General features: G+C 33.2%; 19 protein-coding genes and 1 tRNA gene. 14 read left to right on the top strand and 6 right to left on the bottom strand.

From position 1 onward, the window contains the following. Positions 1-47: 47 nt before the first annotated feature. Together GON26_RS12295 and GON26_RS12290 are read right to left on the bottom strand one after the other, a co-directional pair. Positions 48-1,289, bottom strand: coding sequence for a relaxase/mobilization nuclease domain-containing protein (locus tag GON26_RS12295; protein ID WP_160375067.1), 1,242 nt, complete (start codon positions 1,287-1,289; stop codon positions 48-50). Then, positions 1,274-1,666, bottom strand: a complete 393-nt coding sequence (locus GON26_RS12290; RefSeq protein WP_230407934.1) for a plasmid mobilization protein — start codon at positions 1,664-1,666, stop codon at positions 1,274-1,276. Before GON26_RS12290 ends, GON26_RS12295 begins: the two co-directional genes overlap by 16 nt. Before the next feature lie 830 nt (positions 1,667-2,496). On the opposite strand from GON26_RS12290, the gene GON26_RS12285 reads away from it, so the two are divergent. From GON26_RS12285 to GON26_RS12265, 5 genes are all read left to right on the top strand, one after another. Next, on the top strand, positions 2,497-3,063 hold the full coding sequence (locus GON26_RS12285) for a hypothetical protein (RefSeq protein ID WP_160375065.1): 567 nt from the start codon (positions 2,497-2,499) through the stop codon (positions 3,061-3,063). A gap of 174 nt (positions 3,064-3,237) precedes the next feature. Then, positions 3,238-3,651, top strand: a complete 414-nt coding sequence (locus GON26_RS12280) for a DUF3010 family protein (RefSeq protein ID WP_160375064.1) — start codon at positions 3,238-3,240, stop codon at positions 3,649-3,651. Positions 3,652-3,654: 3 nt separating this feature from the next. Next, the gene (locus GON26_RS12275) at positions 3,655-4,746 is read left to right on the top strand and encodes a protein kinase domain-containing protein (protein ID WP_160375063.1); all 1,092 of its coding nucleotides are present in this window, start codon (positions 3,655-3,657) and stop codon (positions 4,744-4,746) included. Positions 4,747-5,066: 320 nt separating this feature from the next. Next, the gene (locus tag GON26_RS12270) at positions 5,067-6,248 is read left to right on the top strand and encodes a hypothetical protein (protein WP_160375062.1); all 1,182 of its coding nucleotides are present in this window, start codon (positions 5,067-5,069) and stop codon (positions 6,246-6,248) included. A gap of 73 nt (positions 6,249-6,321) precedes the next feature. Beyond that, on the top strand, positions 6,322-6,855 hold the full coding sequence (locus tag GON26_RS12265) for a hypothetical protein (protein WP_160375061.1): 534 nt from the start codon (positions 6,322-6,324) through the stop codon (positions 6,853-6,855). Between the two features lie 92 nt (positions 6,856-6,947). On the opposite strand, the gene GON26_RS12260 is transcribed toward GON26_RS12265, so the two are convergent. Continuing rightward, complete coding sequence (locus GON26_RS12260; protein WP_160375060.1) at positions 6,948-7,352, bottom strand: helix-turn-helix domain-containing protein; 405 nt, start codon at positions 7,350-7,352, stop codon at positions 6,948-6,950. A 179-nt stretch (positions 7,353-7,531) separates the two neighbouring features. Between GON26_RS12260 and GON26_RS12255 the strand changes: the two genes are divergently transcribed. From GON26_RS12255 to GON26_RS21875, 5 genes are all read left to right on the top strand, one after another. Continuing rightward, positions 7,532-8,101 carry a hypothetical protein gene (locus GON26_RS12255; protein ID WP_160375059.1) on the top strand — a complete coding sequence of 190 codons (570 nt, stop codon included), beginning with the start codon at positions 7,532-7,534 and terminating at the stop codon, positions 8,099-8,101. Positions 8,102-8,136: 35 nt separating this feature from the next. Next, positions 8,137-9,753, top strand: coding sequence for a hypothetical protein (locus GON26_RS12250; protein WP_160375058.1), 1,617 nt, complete (start codon positions 8,137-8,139; stop codon positions 9,751-9,753). 30 nt (positions 9,754-9,783) lie between these two features. After that, positions 9,784-10,134 (top strand): hypothetical protein, encoded by a 351-nt coding sequence (locus tag GON26_RS12245; RefSeq protein WP_160375057.1) that lies wholly within the window; start codon positions 9,784-9,786, stop codon positions 10,132-10,134. A 264-nt stretch (positions 10,135-10,398) separates the two neighbouring features. Continuing rightward, a complete protein-coding gene (locus tag GON26_RS12240) occupies positions 10,399-10,668 on the top strand; it encodes a hypothetical protein (protein ID WP_160375056.1) in 270 nt (89 codons plus the stop codon). 4 nt (positions 10,669-10,672) lie between these two features. Then, positions 10,673-12,322: a recombinase family protein gene (locus GON26_RS21875; RefSeq protein ID WP_160375231.1), complete on the top strand. Its 1,650-nt coding sequence runs from the start codon at positions 10,673-10,675 to the stop codon at positions 12,320-12,322. Here the strand turns inward: GON26_RS21875 and GON26_RS12230 are convergent. Then, positions 12,282-12,354, bottom strand: a tRNA-Met gene (locus GON26_RS12230). The two genes, GON26_RS21875 and GON26_RS12230, sit on opposite strands and share 41 nt — an antisense overlap. A 116-nt stretch (positions 12,355-12,470) precedes the next feature. Between GON26_RS12230 and era the strand changes: the two genes are divergently transcribed. Together era and der are read left to right on the top strand one after the other, a co-directional pair. Continuing rightward, positions 12,471-13,352 (top strand): GTPase Era, encoded by an 882-nt coding sequence (gene era / locus GON26_RS12225; RefSeq protein ID WP_160375055.1) that lies wholly within the window; start codon positions 12,471-12,473, stop codon positions 13,350-13,352. Positions 13,353-14,035: 683 nt separating this feature from the next. Continuing rightward, entirely contained in the window at positions 14,036-15,346 is a 1,311-nt protein-coding gene (gene der, locus GON26_RS12220; protein WP_160375054.1) for a ribosome biogenesis GTPase Der, read from the top strand. 76 nt (positions 15,347-15,422) lie between these two features. Here the strand turns inward: der and GON26_RS12215 are convergent, their stop codons facing one another. Beyond that, positions 15,423-17,297: a transthyretin-like family protein gene (locus tag GON26_RS12215; RefSeq protein ID WP_160375053.1), complete on the bottom strand. Its 1,875-nt coding sequence runs from the start codon at positions 17,295-17,297 to the stop codon at positions 15,423-15,425. A gap of 370 nt (positions 17,298-17,667) precedes the next feature. Here GON26_RS12215 and GON26_RS12210 point away from each other — a divergent pair, with 370 nt between their 5' ends. Beyond that, on the top strand, positions 17,668-20,406 hold the full coding sequence (locus tag GON26_RS12210) for an outer membrane beta-barrel protein (RefSeq protein ID WP_160375052.1): 2,739 nt from the start codon (positions 17,668-17,670) through the stop codon (positions 20,404-20,406). Positions 20,407-20,574: 168 nt separating this feature from the next. Here GON26_RS12210 and GON26_RS12205 read toward each other — a convergent pair whose 3' ends face one another. Then, complete coding sequence (locus GON26_RS12205; protein WP_160375051.1) at positions 20,575-21,318, bottom strand: DUF2490 domain-containing protein; 744 nt, start codon at positions 21,316-21,318, stop codon at positions 20,575-20,577. A 192-nt stretch (positions 21,319-21,510) separates the two neighbouring features. Here GON26_RS12205 and GON26_RS12200 point away from each other — a divergent pair, with 192 nt between their 5' ends. Next, complete coding sequence (locus GON26_RS12200; protein WP_160375050.1) at positions 21,511-23,331, top strand: type VI secretion system Vgr family protein; 1,821 nt, start codon at positions 21,511-21,513, stop codon at positions 23,329-23,331.

Below are 23,331 nucleotides of genomic sequence, written 5' to 3'. Positions count from 1 at the left end.
TTTTGATTGATAATAAAAAAAAATAAGATAAGAGTGACTTTACTATTTTAAATTCCTTTTTGTACTCTTCTTCTCTTTTTCTTTTTAAACTGTTTTGACACGTAATCATTTATTTTTTCACCACGAAGAAGTATATCAGCCAGATTTTCTTTTATATACTCTTTATCTTCAATATTTGGAAAGTTTCCAGAAATATGAGAAATTGAATTATTCATTCTCTCCAGCTGAAGGATATTTTGAGCACAGCTTTCCAAAACTCCTTTCGCACTGAACTCTTTTCCTAGACTGCTTCCATTAAAAACACAAAGTGTTTTATGATCAACATAAGTAATACCATAAAGCTGTCCATCTTTGCTCATTCTTAAGACTGTATGAATACCTTCACTTTTAAGTTCTTCTGCTAATTTTTCAAGAGATTTTATTTTTCCACTATAAAAAGCCATTCGTACAGCATTCTTTATATGACTTTTATGTGATTCTTTTTTTACATCATTTACTTTAAATCTTTCTTCTAAAAATTTTAAAGTCGGCTTACTGTAAAAGTCACTCGCCTTAATTGGTACTCCCACAGATTTCGAATTTTCATCGAGTATTTTATAAAGTATTCCATTGTTTTTAAAAACTCTGGATTCTTCAGTTCCCCTATCTGCGTGAACATTATATCGGTTTAATATCGCATTGAGTTCTGGAAGGCTTGAATATTTATATTCAAATAAAACTTTGTTTAAAACTCCATTAATAGCCTTTTTGGACTCTACTTTTCCATATTCTATTTTGCGGTTTGCAATTGGCTGTAAAGAAAATAGTTCTTTTGTTTTTCTTCCTTCCGCTTTTACAAGTCCAAATGTTTCTTCTATTTCTTTTCTGGCAGGTTCTGATTTTCTAATTCCAAGTAGATGGAGATCAATCCTTTTTCCGTCTCTTTGAATATTATTTGTAATCACATGCAAATGGGGATGTCCAGCGTCATAATGCTGATAAACAAGGTAAGGCTGTTTTCCAAATCCGATTTTTTCCATGTAAACTTTTGCAATTTCATTAAGTTTTTCTTTAGAATGGTTTTCCGAAGGATCAAAATTCAATGATATATGCACAGCGTTTCGCTTAACGTTTTCGTTAAGCGACGCCTGTTTTGTAAAACGGTTGAGTTTTAAAGTAAAATTTAGCCTGTCGAATTCGAGAGGAAAATTAATAGCACTTATGCATTCTGCCTTGCCATCTTTTACTTTTATCTCATTGTAGTTTAAAATTCGCTGTACTGAATTACTGGTTCTTATAACTGCAACCATTGCTCTGAGAATTTTTGAGAGTGTATTTTAATTTCCTCTATTTTTTCGAATAACTTCTTTTTATCTACTTCAAACCAGAATACCTGTGTTTTAAATTCGGATATAGTCTTAAAAGAATTCATCTTTTTAGCAATCTGGTTGATGTTATTTCCTATTGAATTAAGCTCACTGTTGAGAGCCATTGTTTCTTCTATATAATCATCAAAAGAAGCATTTCTGTATGTGGTTACAATTGGTTTGTTAAATAAGTGCCTTCTTATGTGGTCGCTTAATTTTCGGCAGGTACTTGCTCTAAATCTTTTTTCCAGTTCGGCATACTCCAAAGGAGTTAATCGCAGTCCTACGATTCGTGTTCTGTTTGAATTTTCTCTTTTCATCATCTTTCATTTTCATTGTTTTCAAACTCTTTTCTTTTAGTGTCTCCACCACCGAGTTCCGAGGTAATGGGTGGCAAGATAGGCGGTTGTTAAACAACCGTTCATCTTGCCGACTGCAGGAACGTGGCAGTCTTTGAAATTTTTAAATATTCTTGAACTTTTAAAAAAGTCAGCTTTATATAAATAATCTGGAATAAATTGAGGATCTTTTTTTGCAACTTCAAATTTAGTGAATGCAAATAGTATTGTCACATCATGGCTATATTTTGAACATGATAGCTGTTGATTGTTGTTGTTTGGGAGTTTATTTTAAGGTTTTGTAATAAGTGAAAACAAATCTAATGAAGAAAAAATGTTTTCACGTATCATAAGTATATTTTACCTATCAAGATTAACTTAAATCATTTCAAAAGAAAAAAAGAAAAAAAGAAAGCAAATAGATATTGGACTAACAGGCATAAGATGTGCTATAAGTCCCGAAGGGTGGCAGATTAAGAAACGAGATCTGACATTATGCGCACATCAATTGCCTGTGTCCAACAATTTTGCTCATTTTTTTTGTTGTTGATAATAATTAAAATAGTTTTAGGGTGATAAAAGGTGTAATACAAAACCATTGACCTTATAGTTTATCTAAATACGTTTTTTAAATAAACTACTTAGCTTAATTTTTTATGTTGAATTTATGGAAAACCGTAATCTCTGTCTATTTTTTTTGTGTAGTATTGTAAGACCTTATAATTATATAGCGCAAATTGATCTATCAAGAGATAAACATCCGCTAAAATATAGCAGGTGTTTTATAAGTTTGTGATAATAATACAGAAAATATGAGCCTAAAAGGACTAATTGAAAATCAAACAATAATTATTGATGATCATAAAAGAGGAAGTCGCGAAATTAAAAATTGGGACAGTGAATCAAATGATGTCCATATTGACAAAACAACTAATTTTCCTGTAGATGGGAAAAGGCAGAAAATAAGGATTAGAGTTCCAATAAATTCTAGTAGGCCCATAAAAATTGAAAATCAAAAAAAAGATAATCTTAAACAAATTCCAAAACAATTAGAAAGAGAAATTAAAAAAGCTTTTGAAAATACTGGAAAGAGAAGAGAATTTATTCTTGAAATAATCGACATATTAAAAGACTTTGAAACTTCGCTAAATAATGAAGATAGAGCTAAGCAAATATTAGAAAATTTATCAAATCATTTTGGTCTTAAATGGACTGGAGAAAAAATTACAACTTATGTCGAAGAAGTTTTAATGGCTTACACTGAAGTATTTGAAGATAAAAGAGGTGGGAATTTTTTTATGAAAATTGATAGAGAGAAAATTGAAATTGGCGAAAATAGTGGTTATGCAAAACAATTTGGAAAAATAAACCGAAAATAATTATTAGTGCCCAAGAGCGTTCGTATGTTATGGGACTTAGTCGAATTAAAGTTTCGCAACAAGATTTCATTGGCGCAACTATACTAATCAACTTCTCAACCCTTACAAGTGTGAAAACGTTATCAGAAATTGCCCCGCAGAAAAAGGAAGTAATTTAACCAAATACATAAATTTATGAAAGTATGTGCAATTGAAATAAAATCCAATAAAATAATCTTCGTCGTTTTAGAAAAAGATTCAGATAATCAAATTACGGAAAGTACTGGTAAAGTAAAATCTATTGTGCTTGATGACGACCACAATCACTCTCAAGTAATTGATTTTATAGAAACTATCCATTCTCATTTTAATTCTTTAGAAATTGATAAAATTGTAATTCTATCAAGAAGTTCAAAAGGTCAATTTTCATCTTCTGGAATTTCCTTTAAGTTGGAAGGTTTTATTCAAGCATATAAAAATAAGCCAGTCGGATTTATTTCTCCAAAGACTTTAATTGCTTTTTATAAGAAGAACACTTTGGACATAACTCCGCAATTTAGTTATCAATCCGAAGCTGTAAAATTAGCGTATTATATTTTAAATTCTTAAATAATGGGTGACGAAAATGTAGATGAAATAATTAAAGATTTTATATCATTACAAAATGACATTGTAATTGATAGATATTCTGACAGTGGTGCAAATGGAGAATTATATTTTGGAAAAAGAGAGCTATTATCTGATAGAGTTGCGCTAAAGTTTTATTATTATAACAAGGATATTTCAACTCATAATGAACCATTAATTCTTAAAAGTATTGAGCATCCAAATATCCTAAAAATTTATGATGCAAAAATAATTCATCAGCAATATGCTTATTTTTTAACACCTGAAATTAGCGGCGGTGATTTGAAAAATTTTAAAGATAATAATATTGTAAGTCTCTATGATGCTATAAATATCACACAGGGAATATTGAATGGTTTGAGTGAATTGCACAGAAACCCAAATAATTTACTTCATAGAGATTTAAAACCAAAAAACATCTTAATAGATCAAGAAACTAAAACACCTTATATTGCTGATTTTGGTTCAGTTAAATTTATTTCAAATACAGAAAACACAGTGGTTGCGTCAAAATCTACGCAAATTTATAGACCAAACGAATCTGTTCTTCAAAATGTTTACAATAGACAATCGGATATTTATCAAGTTGGCATAATTCTTTTTCAACTTTTAGGAGGAAAATTTCCAGAAGCCCCTTTTGATTGGTTAGATGAAAGACAAAAGTCAAAATATTTAAAAATCACAGGATCTGAATTTGAAAAATGGCAATTTATAGATTCAGCAATTGATAACTTAATAGTAAAAAATAAATTACTTGATTATGATTCTTTACCAGCATTTATAAATAATAAAATTAAGACGGTAATTAAAACAGCTACTAATAAAGATTTAAATAAAAGATATTTTACATGTTCGGAATTTATTAAAGAATTGTTTGATTTGAAAAAGCAAAATAAAGATTGGTGGGGTGACAATAAGGAAATTTACGCAAATAAAGAAAATAAAAAATATTACAGAATAAGCGAAGATAAAAAAGGATATTGTTTACAAGTAAGTAAGAATCAAGTAAATTGGACGAAAGACAATAAACATGTTGGAACATTGGAATCAATTATAAGTCGAATTCATAAAGATTAAGCAATTTGTCTTAGCATGTCTTTGAACCTTATTTGAAAAATCAATCGTATTATCTTTTTTATCATGTTCTGTAGCGTGTAACATCGAGATGAAGAAATGTTAAACTAGAACTTAAGAAGGTTTTTAATAAGATTATAAATTCATTTCGGATTTGGATAGTGAATTTGAAGATGGAAAGTTAGTCGGCATACAAGAAAATTAAACGTATCGGTATTGTAAGCATTTCGCTATTACGCTCAATATGCAAAATCAATTTACATTCTTATTCAATTAATACTGGAGAAAGTGAAATTTATTCATATAAATTAATACAATTAATTATGATAAGATACCATCGAAATACTCTCAAGAAGCTTTTAGATCAAGTAAAATTTGCTAGTAAAGAACCATATTTAAATGCAGAAGTTTGGAAGCTTGTGCAATTAAATATTATTAAAAAAATCATATCCTTAGAAAATAAAGTACGAGATAAAAAATCTGAAAAAAAAGATTTAAATATTCTTAGAAAAAATCCTTCTCAAAAATTAACGAAAGAAGAATCTATTAAAATAAAAGCTAAAATTAAATTTTTAGAAAATAAGCTTGAAGAGATAAGATTTGTGATAGATGTTTATCGTAGTATTGGGGATGCAGTAGCTTTTACTTTTATCAGCAAACTAGATATTAAGCCACAAAACTTTAAAGAGTCTGCAGGTTTTATTTCAGAGAAGATAGGTCTAAAAAAAGAAATAGAAGTCTTTAAAAAAATTTACAAGGAAGGAATGATTGCAGTTTTCAATGATATTACTAGTGTTCTGAAATATTGTGATTTAGCAGTAGTTTATCCAGGTGGTTTTAATCTTATTGAAGTTAAATCAAGTAAATTAGAAAATTCAAGAATTCCTAGGCAGAAAGAAAATGCCGATAAAATTGTTAAGTATTTAGAAACCGATAAAACTGACAACCTTTATGGAATTCAGGGAGAAACAATACGTGTTGATTTGAATAGTGATGAAGTAAATTATATTGAAGAGTTAAATAAATTAATTATATCTTCAAAAGAAACTAAAAACGCTACTTTCGAAGTTGAAAAAGGAACTTATTATTTTGTTTCGAGAGAATTTGAAGAAAAGTTCATGGAAGAAAATTTTAAACATTTAAAGAATCCAATAATGATTTCTTTGAATCAATACAAATTTTCGGGTCAAGGATACTACCCTTTTTCTTTGAGTATTTTAGATTCTAATGATTATTTGGACTTTATTAGTGGTAGCTTTATCATATTGATAATCATTGATTTGGAAGAAGTGGAAAATTACTGCTCCTTTAAAAATTATGATTTAATTCATTCGGATAATGATCGATATATCTTTACTATACAGTCACAAGAGAATGGAAGTTCTGCTGGAATAAAAATTTCTGATCATTATTTTTTTCGTTCTTGTACTGAATTTGTTTCTTTAAAATGGTTAATTGATGATTCAATTAGTCAATTTGAAAAGATGAAAATAACAATAAAATAAATCCCTAAATTTCTTATTTGATTTATTGTGGTTTGTGATTCGCCCCCGTTTTAATTTTGAAGAATATTTTTAGATGAAAACAATTATATCAGAAATTAAAAGCCATTTTGAATCGAAGTCAAACTATCTTGAATTATTTTCTAAAGTAGATTCTAGAATTGAAGGTTGGTTCAAAGCTGAAATGATTTTTATTTTGGAGGAATTATGTTCAAAGAGAAAAATTATTGATTATAAAAGAGAATTTTTAATAAAGAAAACTGACGGAAAAGGCTATAATATAGATTTTCAAGTTACTCTTTTATCAAAGAAAAAAATATTAGTAGAATTGAAAGCTTTAGTTATAAGTCAATCTGCCAAAACTCCAAGAAACTTAAATTTTTATTTTGGTAATAACAGTGTCGGATTGTTTAAAGATTTTAGAAAATTAGACTCTGTAGATTTTGAAGGAGAAAAATATGTTATCGGTTTTATTTATCCAAAGCCAGAAGATCTTGCTTGGAACAAAGCTTTAGCTAAAATATTAGAAGATATTATTGGTTGGAAATGCATTACTCAACTAAAAGATTATAAAAAAACTTATTTCATATCGATATGGCAAAGGCTGTAATACTTCCAAAACAAAAAAGAGACTCAAAAGTCTCTTTTTTTATGAATTAATGCATTTTTATAAAGTTCTATATATCAATAATTTTCTATAAATTATTTAATTAATTGCTCAAGTCTTGCTATCATTTCATCTTTCTCTTTCAGCATACGCTCGTATAAAACAATTTTTTCTTCATGAAGCTGAATCAATTTGTCAATTGGATTAACATTAAATGTAGGACTATGACCCGTATTTAAGAAAGCTCCATTATCAAATGTATTTGAAATAATATTTATTGCCTGCTCCTCATCAAAATTCTGAAAAGCTTCAACTGGAATTTTTAGAACTGTTGAGATTTGTCTAAGAAGATTATCTTCAATTACATCTTTCTGCTCAAGCATAGAAATTTTCTTCTGATTCCAGTCATCTCCCAGATCATAAGCTAATGCCTCCTGCTTTATATTAAGCATTTCTCTGAAACGTTTTACGTTTCTTCCCTGATGTATTTTCTGTTCCATAATGATTATCAATTTTCTGAAGGCTCAAAGATAAAGCCATGGGGATTAAAAAATCTGAATTTCAAAGATAAAAAAATATCCCGTAAAATATCCCTTTTGTCAGATATTATATCCATTTATGGAATAGTTTATCCTTTTGAAAGGCAGGAACTTCGCTTCGAATTCTAAATATTTCCGCTATGAAAAAGAATAAAATATCCTTTGGAACTAATTTTTGGTCAGCTTATGAGGCAGGAAATCCATATGATGCTCTGCATGTTTTTTTTGATTTCTCCCACCTAGATGAGTATAAACAGATTTTAAGCGATGTAGCAATCCACGGCTACAGGAGGAAGATTTATAAGCAGGATAACCCTTGCCATGTTTTTGTGATTTATACTGCTTTAAACTCGTTTATCAAAGTTTGCAACTGTCTTAAAAGAAAAAGCAGGAAATGGCAGGTGAAGGGTTCGGGCAACTACAGTTCAATAGTTCATCTGGCTTCACTAAGTAAAGAAGAGTATAAAAATCCTTTTAAGGTGTTTCGAAAGGCATTTGAAGAGAAATCATTAGAGCAGTTTGAATTCTTTCTCTGCGAAATCGTGCATCTTTCATTATCTCCACGTGCAGTAGAATCGGATTATGATATCATAACTCCTTATGTCTATTTAGTCAAAATGCTGGATGCAGGACAGCTTATCATGGAAAGAGGTATTGAAAAGATTAAAAAAGAGAAGCTGTCGGAGGATATTTTATCCCCTGTCGAATAAAACAACCTTTATAAAAACTTCAAAAAAAACACACTATGAAAACTCTAGAAAAAATTACATTTCCGGAACTGGAAAATGAGTATTTGGAGAATATTCTCAGAGAGCTGATAAATAAGTATAATATTATCCAGCTGTTTTTTACCAGAGACAGCTCATCAGCATTCTCAAATCTTATCGTGAATCTGGACAGCAGTATGGATGTGCAGAAACTCCAACAGAGTAAATGGGTGAGAAAAGTTAAAGAAAACTTTCAGATCACCGTATATTTTATCTTTTCTTCAAAGCTTCATCATTATTACTCTTTAGGCGATCCTTTTATTGGATTTTATTGTCGCCAGTCTGCTATAATCTACGAGAATAAAGAATTTGATAACTCAATTTTCACACAATGGGAATGGAAAAAATACAAGAAAAGATTTAATGATTACGAAAATAATTTTTATCACGATCATGAGCTTCATAAATGGCAGATAAAAAATCTCATTTCAGAAAGTGCTTCAAACGCTATTTTTACTTCTTATTCAAGGCTTATTGAATATGATCTCCAATACTTGGAGGAACTTTACTTAGGAAGTAAATCTGTTTCTGTGAGTATAAATGAGAGAATCACAAGTCTCTCGGCATACATTCCTGCTATTCAAAGATACTTTGTAAAAAGCTCCAAAGGAAGATATTTTCTTACCGATCTGTTTGAGCAGGCGAAGGAAGCTTCCAGCGATGATGAGGCATTGTATCGTAATGAAATGTTTAAGGCTGTCGGTGAAGCTGAAGAAAATCTCTGCGATCTTATTGGAGACAGATTGAGTGAACTGAAAAAACTCATAAAAAAAGAATATACAGATAAAAAAGAAGTTTTGTGCGAGATTGATAATAAGCCTGCGATTACAGTGCTTGATACCGCTGTTCAAATAATTTTGCAAAGGGCAGAACCAGAACAGATTTATCTGTTTCATGAGACAACCAGCAATGATAAAATAATTTATTATCTGTTGCTTATTGCCGAAAATGCAGGTAATGAAAAATTAAAAGCAATTACCAATTGTTTAAAAAACAAGATAGGCGGGAAATGTAATTTGGTTATGATCAGCCACAGTCGTTATTGGATACAGAATAACCTCTATGAGCATCAGAGTTTTTTTGAGAAAGTCATAAAAGAAAATTATCTGATTTATTCATCAAATGAGTATCATCCAGAATTTCACTGGGAAGAACCGCACAAACCTTATTACGGTGATCTTCACATTTTTTATAAATCGTTAGAAAAATGTGCGGAACAGTTTTCTGCAACAGCCCGCAACAATGAGGAAAACTACTGTGGGTTGGGTTGTTTATTCGCACAGTTTTTTCTTTCGTTCTGCAGAACCTATATTTTCGTAAAAACCTATTATATGCCCAATTATTTGTCAAGCAAGACATTGTGGAATTTATGCATTTACGCGGATAATGATATTAAAAAGTACAATTATTTACTTGAGACGTTCTGGACAGAAATATTTCCTTATCTGGATGCAAATAGAACTGTTTCGCATGGATTAACAAGGCTTGACGCGGAAAAGGTTTCTCAGATGGAAATGATTGTCACAAAGCTTAGCAACGAACTTCATAAACTGGTAATTGAAGGCGGGCTTTTAAAAATTTATGAGCAGGACTGATTTGGTAAAATTAATTTAAGAATAATGGGTATGGAGACAGATGAAATTAGAAAATTGGAAAAAATCGGAGTGTTAAGCGAAAGACTGCTTAATACTCTGAAACCAGCCGAGGATAAAAGAGGAATGTATAACGCAGAGATCAGGATATACGATTATTATGAACTTGTTTCCATTATAAGGAATCTGATGAAGCTCTGCATAATCGCTTTAGACAGGGATAGCGCAGAAGTTCCTCCAACAATTCAAAACCAGAATATTGATGTCGGGCTAATAATAGGGGTTGCACTTCAGTTATTCCCGATTGATGAATTTGAACTTATAAACGAAATTAGTGATCTATACCACTGCCGGAAAGATGGAACTATAGTTGATTCTAAATAGCAAAAAACGTTTCATGTACATATTATGTCCATGACAATAAGACGAGAGAGTTTTATCTTTGCTTGGATTTAAAAGAACGTTCTAGGGCTTTCACAGGTATATTTTACTTATCAAAGCCAGAAGATTAACTCATATCTTTACAAATATCCCCACCATATTTTGAACGGGATAAATTAAAAAAAGTGTTTTAAATTTATAGCGCAGAGTGATTGTTGAACAAAAAAGACCAGTGATGGTCTTTTTTTAATGAAGAGGAATTTTATAATGAAAAACGGAGCAACGGATGAGAAGAGAAGAATCACCCGAGGAAAAACTTTTGTAAATTTACAAATTGAAAAACAGGGGGGTAGGTTTGATGAAAGAGAAAGGATTGTTTATGATGCAGAAAAAAAGCCCAAAACGAATGAAGGGAAATTAACAATTGAAGAATTAAGAAGATGTAGAGGTTTTGAAGAAATTTCAGAATCAGATGGAAATGAAATAATTGAAAGCTTATTTCAATTAGCGATGATAGTTTATAATTTTAAAACGTAAAATTATGGGAATTGAAAGTTTTAAAAAATTTCAAAAAGAGAAATTAGCCCAAAGAGCTGAGGTAAAAGAAATCTGGGGTTATACTAGAGTAAGTTCTAAATTACAGCTGGTAAACAACAGCCTTGAAGAACAGCGTATAGAAATAATACAATTTGCTTCTAAAAATGGATATACACTTAAAAATATTCTTGGAGGCACTTACGAAAGTGCATCGGGGGATTTTACCAGAAAAGAGTTTACAAGATTATTAGAAGAGGTTAAAAGCGCAAAGCAGAAACCTTTTGCAATCGCGATCAAATTTATCAGCAGGTTTTCCAGAACCGGTGGCAACGCTATTAGTATTGTTCATGAACTGGTGGATAAACTAGGCGTGCATTTAATTGAAACTTCTTCAGGTCTCTGCACTAATGATGAATACAGCAAACTTGATATTTACAGCAAGCTTTTAGATGCCAGAAGAGAAAACATGGACAGGCTTGAAAAAACAATTCCAGGCATGAAAGCACTGCTCAGATCAGGAAACTGGCTTGGCAAAGCCCCCAGAGGTTACACCATGAGAGGAAAGAAGGTTGGAGATTATTCCTTAATGCAGGAAAAGCAGTCTATCACGATCAATCTGGAGGGAGAGATTTTAAAAAAAGCTTGGAAATGGAAGCTCGCAGGAGAGAGAGATTTTGTAATCAGAGAGAAACTAGAAAAGCTGAATTTAAATATTACAAAACAATCACTCGGCTCAATGTGGAGAAACCCATTTTACTGTGGAATATCTGTCAATGCACTGCTTGAAGAGCCAGTGAAAGGAAATTGGACAGGTTTAGTGAGTCAGGAGGATTTCCTGAAAATTTACGCGATGCTCTCCGAAAGTAAAGTGCCAGTAAAAGAATACTCTAAAAGCAAGATCAATGAGTTTAGACCACTGACAGGGTTTTTAAGATGCGAATGTGGAAGCCTTCTGACAAGTTATGTGGTAAGAAAAAAGAATGCGCATTACTATAAATGCCAGAGATGCAGAAATGCCAGTTTTAATGCATTGACCACCTCACATTCAAAAACGGAAGGATTGAATGATTCATTTGAAAAACTGTTATCAAGATATACCTTAAGCTCTCAATTTGTAGAAGCTTTTAAATTTCAGCTGAATAAACTTTTTGAGATTGTGGAAAATGAAGGCAGGGAAGAGATGGAAGGTCTGCTTGCTAGGAAAAAAGATTTAGAATCGAAAATTGAAAATTTGGATAAACGCTATTTTGACAATCCGAATTTTGGGGATGAAAAATACAATAGATACTCACTTCAGTTTGACATGGAATTAAAGGATGTTGATCTTCAGATTGCATCGAATAAAAAAATAATATCTAACCACAGCAGACATATTGATAAAGTGATCGAAAAGGTTACAAATATCAATAAATACTGGAGAGATGGAGATATTGACAGTAAAATAAGAATCCAGAATTTAGTATTTCCAGAAGGATTGTCAATTAGGGCTGAAAACAGGGAATATCTAACTGGAAGAGTAAACTCTATTTTTGGCTTAGTCTCAACATTTACAGGTATTGAGAGAGGTAATAAAAAACAAAAAACCCATCAAAATTTTGATGGGTTATTCTCTGTAGCGGGAACAGGACTCGAACCTGTGACCTTCGGGTTATGAGCCCGACGAGCTGCCTACTGCTCTATCCCGCGATGTTTCGGGTGCAAATATACGGCGATTTTCTAGAAATCCAACCAAAACATTAAAAAATGTTTTATTTTCTGTATTGACTTGATATGACTACCTTTGCACTTTAAATAATACACAAATGTCACATAAAGCAGGTTTTGTAAACATCATCGGGAATCCAAACGTTGGAAAATCAACATTGATGAACGCCTTTGTTGGAGAAAGATTATCAATCATTACATCAAAAGCACAAACAACCCGTCACCGTATTCTTGGAATCGTGAACGGAGAAGATTTTCAATTGATATTATCGGATACGCCCGGAATCATCAAACCCGCTTACGAAATGCAGGAGTCGATGATGAACTTTGTAAAATCGGCTTTTGAAGATGCAGACATCCTGGTTTACATGGTCGAAATAGGAGAGCAGGACTTAAAAGACGAAGCTTTCTTTAATAAAATCATCCACGCCAAAATCCCGGTTTTGTTATTGTTGAATAAAATTGACAATTCAAATCAAGAACAATTAGAAGAGCAGGTTGCGTTTTGGACAGCCAAAGTGCCAAACGCAGAAATCTTCCCAATCTCGGCTTTGCAGAATTTTAATGTACCGGAAGTTTTTGGTAGAATCATCGAATTATTGCCAGAATCACCTGCATACTATCCAAAAGATCAGTTAACCGACAAACCAGAACGCTTTTTTGTAAACGAAACCATTCGTGAGAAAATCTTACTGAACTACAGCAAAGAGATTCCGTATGCTGTAGAAATCGTAACCGAAGAGTTTTTTGAAGACGAAAAAATCATCCGAATCCGTTCGATCATTATGGTAGAACGCGAAACCCAAAAAGGAATCATCATTGGTCATAAAGGAGCCGCTCTTAAAAAAGTAGGAACCGATGCCCGTGCCGATTTAGAGCAGTTCTTCGGAAAACAAATTCATATCGAATTGGTTGTGAAGGTGAATAAAAACTGGAGAAGTAACGCTAATATGTTAAAGCGATTTGGATATAACCAATAATATAATTTGGGCGTGTCCCAAGGGCCGGGCTGTACACTATATCTTTTGCGGCGAACCCCGCCACAAAAGGATGCCGTTTCCATCCCTCACGCATACGAACTAAAAAGAAAATTGATTTTTTTAAAGAATATTTAGAATTTTTACGATCTGATAATATGATTACTTTGAGTTGAGATTCCTACGGAATGACAAACTATAAGTACAATCTAAACGCAATATTTGTCATTCCGTAGGAATCTCAGTTTATACAGGTCGAAGGTTCGAATCCTTCTGGGATCACCATTAGCTATAAAAATTCTGAGATTTTTTAAAAGGTTTTTTTATTTTGGAAGACAGAAGTCAATTGATAACCCTGAAGCCCTAGCCCTGATAGCAGTGGAAATCCTTTTGTGAAGCTTTAGCGTAACAAAAGATTGTAACGGATAGCAGGAAACAGCTCCTAAAAAAATAAATAATTTTCAATTTTTTGATTGTACTTTCTGGGTTCTAAAACCTGAAACCTGAAACCCCAAACTTGAAACAAAAGAATTAAAAAACTTAGGTACTTAGAAACTTAGCAACTTAGCCACTTTTTTACCTACCTTTGCAAAAAATTAAAATAAAGCATTTTGGATTCCAAGTGATTAGGTTTTTAGGAAACTAAAAATCTGAGATCTAAAGTCTAAAATCTAAAATTCAAAAAAATGAATAACATTGTTGCGATAGTAGGAAGACCTAATGTAGGGAAATCAACCCTTTTTAATAGGCTGATACAAAGAAGAGAAGCTATTGTAGATTCGGTATCTGGGGTTACCCGTGATAGAAACTATGGTAAAAGCGAGTGGAACGGAAAAGAGTTTTCTGTGATTGATACCGGCGGATATGTTCGCGGATCTGATGACGTATTTGAAGGAGAGATCCGTAAACAAGTAGAGCTTGCTATCGACGAAGCCGATGTTATTATTTTTGTGGTTGATGTTGAAGAAGGAATTACACCAATGGATGACGTTGTTGCGCGTTTATTGCGTAAAGTAACGAAACCGGTTTTATTGGCTGTAAATAAGGTAGATAACGCCATGCGTGAAAAAGATGCGCTTGAGTTTTATAACCTTGGATTAGGAGATTATTTTACATTTGCCAGTATTTCAGGAAGCGGAACAGGAGATTTATTAGATGCTTTGATCGAATCTTTCCCTGTAAAACCAGAGCCAGTTCAGGAAGAAGTGGTTTTGCCGCGTTTTGCTGTAGTAGGACGCCCGAATGCTGGAAAATCTAGTTTTATAAATGCCTTAATTGGTAAAGAACGTTTTATGGTAACCGATATTGCAGGCACAACCCGTGATGCAATTGATACCAAATTTGACCGTTTTGGTTTCGAATTTAACTTGGTAGATACTGCGGGAATTCGTCGTAAAGCTAAAGTAAAAGAAGATTTAGAGTTTTACTCGGTAATGCGTTCGGTACGTGCGATTGAGCATGCAGATATCTGTATATTGGTTATCGATGCAACCCGCGGATTTGAAGGACAGGACCAGAGTATTTTCTGGCTGGCTGAGAAAAACCGTAAAGGTGTTGTAATCCTGGTAAACAAATGGGATTTGGTGGAGAAAGACACCATGTCAACCCGTGATTACGAAGAGAAAATCAAAAAAGAATTAATGCCTTTTACCGATGTGCCCATTTTGTTCGTTTCGGCATTAACAAAACAACGTTTACTGAAAGCATTGGAAGCTACGGTTCAGGTTTTCGAAAACAGAAAACAAAGAATCCCAACTTCTAAATTCAATGAGTTTATGTTGAAAGTAATCGAAGCGTATCCGCCGCCAGCAACAAAAGGGAAGTATGTAAAAATTAAATATTGTATGCAGTTGCCAACACTTACACCGCAGTTTGTGTTTTTTGCCAACATGCCGCAATACGTTAAAGAACCGTATAAAAGATATCTTGAAAATAAAATACGTGAAAATTGGGATTTCGCAGGAGTGCCAATCGATATTTATATCAGAGAAAAATAATATTTTCTTAAAATAATAAAAAGCAACATTTTCTAATTTTGAAAATGTTGCTTTTTTTATTTAATTAAATTCATCATTAAACCTGATTCTCATCATAAAAGAAAACCTGTTCCAGTGGTGTACCGCCATCAGAATCACCAAAATCACCATTATGTTTTCTGGTAGAAGCATACAATTTTAAACTGTACGTACAACGCACCAGATTATCTAGCGGCGGAGCGTTGAGTGGTGAATTGGCGTTTATTCTTTTTACAGATGCCGAGTTTATTACACCATCTAAAACGTCTCTGTCTATGGTAAGACTGTTGCTGTTTAAGTGTAATTTACCCGAAGCTAAATACGGATGATACAATGTGTATTTGGCGTGTATGGTACCGTTAATTGGACTGCAAAGAGTGCTTTCTTCCAGTTCTTTAACAGCCAGTTTTCGGTATATTGGATTGTTATTCATAATAACCGAATTCAGTATTTTTCCGCCATTTACGATGCCAAATTGATTGGCTGGTTTATCAATTACGGATCTAATTTCGAAGCGTATTGCAAATTTTTCCACAGGAATATCATTTGTGGCGGGAATTGGCTGTCCGGCGCTAAAGCTGTCCGGAAGAATATTTGGAGCAGTGGTTAACGCGGCTGTATTCATTGCAATCAATGGATCTTCGTCAATAACATTATATAAAGCTAAATCGGCGAGCGTTAATCCATAACTGATCAATGTTCTTTCGATTGCATGATTGACACTAAACCAGCCTTCAGCATCAAAATCACTTTGGGCACTATATATAGGAATCTGATTATGTATAAGTGAAAAAACTTTTCGTTCTAATTTTGAAACTAGTCCAGGAACAAATAAATTAGGATGTAATCCAACTATTTTAGTAAAGCTTCCCAAAGGAGGATTGGTTAAAGTATCATTGGGTAGCGTTGCATCACTTACCGAAAAGCGATACTCGATTGGGTGTCCGGCAGCTGATTTTAAAGCCGCCTGCCCAGTAAGTTTTATGGTTGAAAATAAAACATTCTTATCAGAGCTGGCGTAACCTTCAGCATCAAAATCGGGAGCACTTGTCCCGTAAGAAGCGCTAAATTTAGCTCCAATTCCGGTCCACGCACTTGGGAAACTTTCATCAGGATCGGTCACCGCTATTTCTGAACATAAAGTCACACACAAACAGTAAGGAACATTTTTGCGGGCATTGGCTTTGGTTTCGTTAATTAAGGTTGTTCCGGCTAATTCGGCTTTAAAATACACATCAGGACCACTTTGGAAAGAAAGAAAGTTTGGATCTGTTTCGACATTGAACCAGGGCGATAAAAACGTTTTTTTGAAATCAACAGAAGAATAATCAATTCTGAAATGCCCATCGGCATCAGTCATAGCGTAGCCTAAAGTGTCATCAGTCAGAAAATCGGCATCGATTGCGGTTACCTTTGCATTGGCAATTGGTTTATTGGTCTGGCAGTTCATCAAATGTCCGCATATCACCCAGGCATCAAAAAAGTGTCCCCGAATGTAGCACCACCATTTATGAATGATATCATATTGCCATCTGTAATTCTGGTTTTTTGCTTGTTTTTCAAGCTCGATACCCATAGATAAAGTGGTGAGATGAAATTGTATTAATTCGTCTTTTTTTGGTTTTGGAATTTTTCGGGGAACTGAACCACACACAAAATCAATATCGAAATCAACATTCAGATTTCTTTCATCAATTACAAATTCAAAATTCCCTTTTGCATCAGTCTTTGCTTTGGCAATCAGTAATTTCTCTCTTTGTTTGGCTTCTTCTTTTGTAACAAGACGAAAATCGCCTTTTACATCAGGAACTGCTTCAGCTTTGCGGGTTTCATTTCGGTACGGATGGTATAATAAAACGTCAACATCTGATATCTCTTCCAGACAGTCTTCACACACATATCCTCTTAAGGAACCTTTAAAAATATTTTTCATAATAATTGGTTTTTTATTTGCCTACTCTAATCAGTTTTCGACTTTTCTGTCATACTCTTTTTTAGGATTTTCTGATGACTCCTTGTTTTTTAAAATTCTGATTACAAAGGTTTTATATTTGAATGGGATAGAAGTCAGGTTAAATACTGTTTTTAATAGGGCTATTTTACCCTTTTGTTTTGGGTGTAATATGTTGATTTTTAAATATTTAATTTTGATAAAAGTGTTTTATAAAGGTGTGTTTTGGGAGTTTCAAAGAGTTTTTTTGTGCTGCTGTTTTTTGTTTTAAAAATGAAAGTTTCAAAATAAATGATTACAGCTGTTAAACCTTTACTGTTTTTTCAGGTCTTATGTTTCTAACCAATCTTTTATGACCAAATTTCTCTCTTCGCTATTATTGCTTTTACTTTGTTACACAGCAAAAGCTCAAAACGATATTATTATCAAAGGAACCGTGATTGATATGAATACGCAATTACCCTTAGAAATGGCTACGGTTTACTTTACAACAGTAAAAGATTCTACAGTAATTGAATATGCGAATACGGATAAAAACGGGGTATTTAGATTTAATACAAAAAAGATTGATAAACCTGTTTTTCTGAAAATAAACTACATGGGTTATCAGACCTTAGTTGAAGAACAAAAGGAAATTTTAGCGAGTAAGGATTTTGGTAAATTATATTTATTAGAAAGTGTAAACGCACTTGATAATGTTGTCATTACTACTGAAGCACCACCGATTACAGTAAAAAAAGATACGTTAGAATTTAATGCAGCTTCGTATAAAGTCCGCCCGGATGCCAATGTCGAAGCTTTATTAAAACAATTACCGGGAGTTGATGTGGATAACAATGGAAAAGTGACCGTAAACGGAAGGGAAGTAACACAGTTTTTAGTAAACGGTAAAACTTTTTTTGATAAAGACGGAGCCTTACTTTTGAAAAATTTACCGGCAGATATCATCAAAAAAATTCAGGTATCCGATTTTAAAACTAAAAAAGAAGAGCTCGCCAAACAAGAATCATCCTCAGACAATTCGACCATAAACCTAACGATCGACGAAAAGAAAAACAAAGGTTTCTTCGGAAAAATGCTTGGGGGTTATGGTTCTGATGATCGTTATGAAAGTAGTCTGATTATGAATTTCTTCAACAATAATCAAAAAATAAGTGTTTTGGCTTCGTCAAACAATATTAATTCTACAGGTTTTTCTATGGATGATGTTTTTGATAATATGGCTGGAGGAAGAAACAACAACGGAAATACGGTTAGCGGGAAAGGAATTACGCAATCGAACTTAGCCGGAATCAATTATTCTGATGATTGGTTTAAAGATTTGGCGGTCATGGGAAGCTATAATTTCTCCAATACCATTACCAATAATGATAGCAAAGCCGATGAAATTAGTTTTTTGCCAACCGGAAATATTATTACGTCTTCTGATGCAAAAAACAGAAATGAAAATACGGGAAATAAGGTAAATCTGGAATTAGAATACAAACTAAACCCAACTACCCGAATCGTTTTTACGCCAAAAGTAAATCAGACCAAAGTAACCAGCGATTCTTTTTCGTCCAGTTTTTCTGAAGATGAAGAAGGGCAATCGCTAAACGAAAGTACGGCAGAATCTCACAGAGAAAATTCGATTACTAACTTTGCCAATACGATTAATTTTAATAAAGTTTTTGAGAAAAAAAACCGTAATCTGAGTTTTGTTTTTGATAATAATAATACCAATACAGATACCAATACCTTAAACATCTCCGAAACTATTTTTTATCAGGATGATAAGCCAAATGATACTCGAAATCAAAGCAGTAAGAACAACAATATAAACGATTCCTATTCCTTAGATATTGAATATACCGAGCCCATAACCGATTCTTTACGCATTCGATTGGGTTCAGATTTTGATTGGAAAAACGAAATAAAAGATCAAAAAACATTTGATTTTAATGTTAACGACGGAACATTTTCTGATTTGAATGCGTCTTTGACTAATTACACGACTTCCAGACAAAATGCTGTTAGTCCGAAGGTGGGGATAACATTACAAAAAAGCAAATACACTTTAAATATAAATGCAAAAACATCTATTGTAGATTATGATAATCATTCGCTGTATTTAGGTCAGGCAACCGATTTGAATAGAAAATATGCACTTCCTTTTGGAACAGCTCAATTTAGATATAAGTTTAGCCGTTCTAAAAATATGACTTTCAAATACGATTATTCGAATGCACTTCCGGCATCCAATTTATTGCTTCCAGTCGAGAATTTAAGCAACCCGCTAAATACTATTATTGGAAATCCAAACCTTGATCCGATAGAGAAAAGTACGGTAAATTTTAGTTTTAGAAACTTTGATTTTCGCACGCGTTCTGGGTATAGTCTGAATGCAAAAGGCGATTATTACAGCAATGACATTTATGCGACCTCTTTTTATGATGAAAGTGGAAAAAGAACCACGAGCTATGTCAATATATCTGGAACTTATACCTTGTCTCTTGGCGGAAATTGGAGTCAGTCTGTAAAAAGTGATGCTCATGTTTTGCGATATGGACTCGGAATCAACGGTAGCTACTCTTTTGATAAAGGGTTTACGAATGCCGTTTTGTACACTGCAAAGGCATCCGGAATTACACCCAGATTGTATCTAGCGTACGAATATGGCGAGTTGCTCACCATTGCGCCATCCTATAGTTTGTCTTATAACGAAACAAAATACGAGAACTATACCCGAGATGCGACTTCAAATGTAGTACACCGAATCAATTTGCAGACCACCAGCTATTGGCCAGACAGGCTAATTTTCGGAAATGATTTTGGATATACCTATAATTCAAATATATCAGACAACTTCAAAAAAGATTTTTACCTCTGGAATACGAGTTTATCTTATGGTTTTTTTGATAAAAAAATGTATTTGAAAGTAAAAGTATATGATGTTTTAAATCAGAATTTAAGTGCTACCAGAACAATTTCGGCAACATCGATTCGCGACGAAGAAAATACGGTTTTGAAACGTTATGTAATGTTTTCGGTAGCGTATAAAATTGGAAATTTTGTTTCTAATGAAAAAAAAGGAGGCAGAAGAGGTAGGTAAGTGTAGTTTTTTTTAGGAGCTACAAAGGTTCTGAGTCACTAAGATTCTAAGGTTCTAGCTTTAAGTTCAAAGTTCTCTTGATTCCATAGTTTGGAATTTCCAGATTGAATTTTAGAATTTAAGTTTTGGAATTTGGAATTTAAATTTTGGAATTTGGAATTTCAACTCTTAGGCTTTTGTTTTTCTATTCATTCGATGATAAACTGTAAAACGAATAATATCACGATCATAAAAATCAACCCCGCTTGCACGTCTCTGAAAACTTTTTAAGTATCCTAATTCCAGTCCGATATTTGGGTTGAAATGATACCGTAAAGCTGTATAAATACGGTTTTGGTCGAAAGTATTTTTCTTGTTGTCTTTTCCAAAATTGAATAAAATCTCGTCAGAGATGGTCCCTTTTAAATTTCTTTTTTCTTTTTCCCATAAAGTAAAAGTCGATTGCAGGCGATATCTAAACCGAAAAGAAAAGGAATATTCATCAAGCAGCTCCGTTTTATTAGCCTTTTGTATAAAACGTTCTTCAAGCTGAAAGCGATTGTGAAAAGTAATTTTTGCAATTTCGTTTATCAATGTAATATCTTGCTGTACACGATATTCAGGTATCGAAAAATCTACATCTGTATGCGGATCCTGCGTATTGACGTTAAAATAAACAATTCCCGCGCCCAAATCAATATTTTGTGTGGCTCTATATCTGCCCTGAATTCGTAATACCCATAAATTCTCACGAACAGGCTTTACAAAACTACGATTATCGATTTCAGAATTAAGTGACCACTTTTCAGTTAAAGGAAAAATATTGTAATACCGAATCCAGGTCAGCGTTTGCTGATCTGTTTTTTTTTGGGCTTGAGCCGAAAGAAAAGCATGGGTTAAAACTGTTAAAACAATTATTTTAAGAAATTTCATTCAAACTATATATTCATTCAAGCTGCGAATATATATAATTCAGAATATATTTTAGAGAATTGAAAATGTTTAAAATTTGATTTTAGCATAATTTTGTGATTTAAGATTAAAAATAGTACTTTTCTTATTTTATATTTAAATTTTATTATTTTTATATCAACTAATTCTTATAAATAATAAAACATACAAGCCATGGGAAAATTTGCGGACCAAGTTCACATTTCCGTTACAGGATTTCAAAAACAAGTAATCCATTCTGAATTGCGATTAGAACAAAAAATGAATGAACACCATTATTTTTCGTTTATGTGGCATTACACCGGTTCGATAGTCATCAAACCAGAAGAACAGTTTAAGCAAATTCAGATGTTTAATGGTGGTGAAGTTATTTTTATTTTTAAAACCGAAGGCGGAACCAAATTGATGTCCAAAGGCATCATCACCAAAACCATGACACAATATCGAAACGGAAGCCCTGTTGGACTTCATGTAACAGGTGTTAGTCATACCGCTGTGTTAAATGATTTAAGAAAAACCCGAATTTTTAAGAATCAGACCCTGGAAGAAATTGCTTTGGATATTTTTTCAAAGGAAGGCCCGGGCGAATTTTATCAGCAGGAAGCCATAAAACCCACTTATACCAAACGTTTTGATGCCATTACGCAAAACAACGAAACCAATTTTGAATTTCTCAGAAGGATGGCAATCCGCTACGGACAATGGTTTTATTTTGATGGCATGCGCATGCAGTTTGGGCAACTCAAACAAAGTAAAATAAAGCTCATAAACGGTTCTTCGCTGCATAATTTTGGCATCGAAACCGTTCTGGAATCACACAAAACTTCGTTGTCGGGGTATGACTTTAATACAGCCAATACACTAAAAAGTCATGTACCCAAAACCCCAACAGGTAGTCAGGATTCGTTGTCCAGGGTCATCACTCGTGATCAGGCTCAGATAGTTTATTCGCATGATTATCTGCGAATTTACGGAAGTTATACCTCCCAAGCCCATAATAGCACAGAAATAGAAGAAATGGTCAAAATGCAAGCCGCTGCTAAAGATGCCGGCAGCGTTTTTTATACCGGAATGTCGCATTTGCCATTAGGTTTGGGACAGGTTTTTAACATCAAAGAGCAAGAGGTTCCAAGAGATTTAGTCGTAATCGAAGTGACCCATTTGTCAACTGGAAGAGGTAATTATTGTTGCGAATTTGTAGCAATTCCTTCCGATGTTTACGCTCCTCCATATACCGATGTTGAAATTTTTTCGTTAGCCAGAACGCAACCCGCAAAAGTAACCGACAATAACGATCCTGAAAAATTAGGACGCGTAAAAGTTCGTTTTAACTGGTCTGGCGATGATAAAAACGAAAGCGACTGGATGCGTGTTGGCACTAATTACGCAGGGCAAGGAAGAGGTTCTTACCATATTCCCGAAATTGGAGACGAAGTCATGATAGGTTTTGAAGGAGACAATATTGACAGGCCATTTGTTTCGCATTCGCTTTATAATGGACAAGCGAAACCAGAGAATTTTGACCCGAAGAATATGATAAAAGGTATTTTCCTGAGATTTGGACAAATGCTAAAATTTGTAGAAAAAATGTACATCAAACTCTCAGACCCGAGCGGCAACGAACTTCATTTTGATGAGGAAGGCGGAAATATAACGGTAGCCACTCCAGGAACTTTGACACTTAATTGCAAAGACCTTATTATAAATGTAGGAGATAATATGACTACTACACTTGGGCAAACTTCAATTGAAACCATAACACTAAGCAAGACCATTGATGTTGGAGGTCTTTTGAGTACAACGGCAGGGAATAAAAGCCTGATCGTAAAAGGTAAATATTTTGAGCATATAAAAGGTGATTTTGAATCGCATACGGAAAAAGATAGACATGAGAGTGGAAAAGGCAGTTTTACGAATGATAGCGAAAAGGACCTGACTAAACATTCTAAAAATAATATCAAATACAATAGCGGAGAAGGAACCAGTCAAAATTAA

Source organism: Flavobacterium hydrocarbonoxydans (assembly GCF_009789235.1).
GTDB classification, from domain to species: Bacteria; Bacteroidota; Bacteroidia; order Flavobacteriales; family Flavobacteriaceae; genus Flavobacterium; species Flavobacterium hydrocarbonoxydans.
Note: the sequence above shows the minus strand (reverse complement) of the source record. Positions and strands in the feature narration are given on the sequence as shown.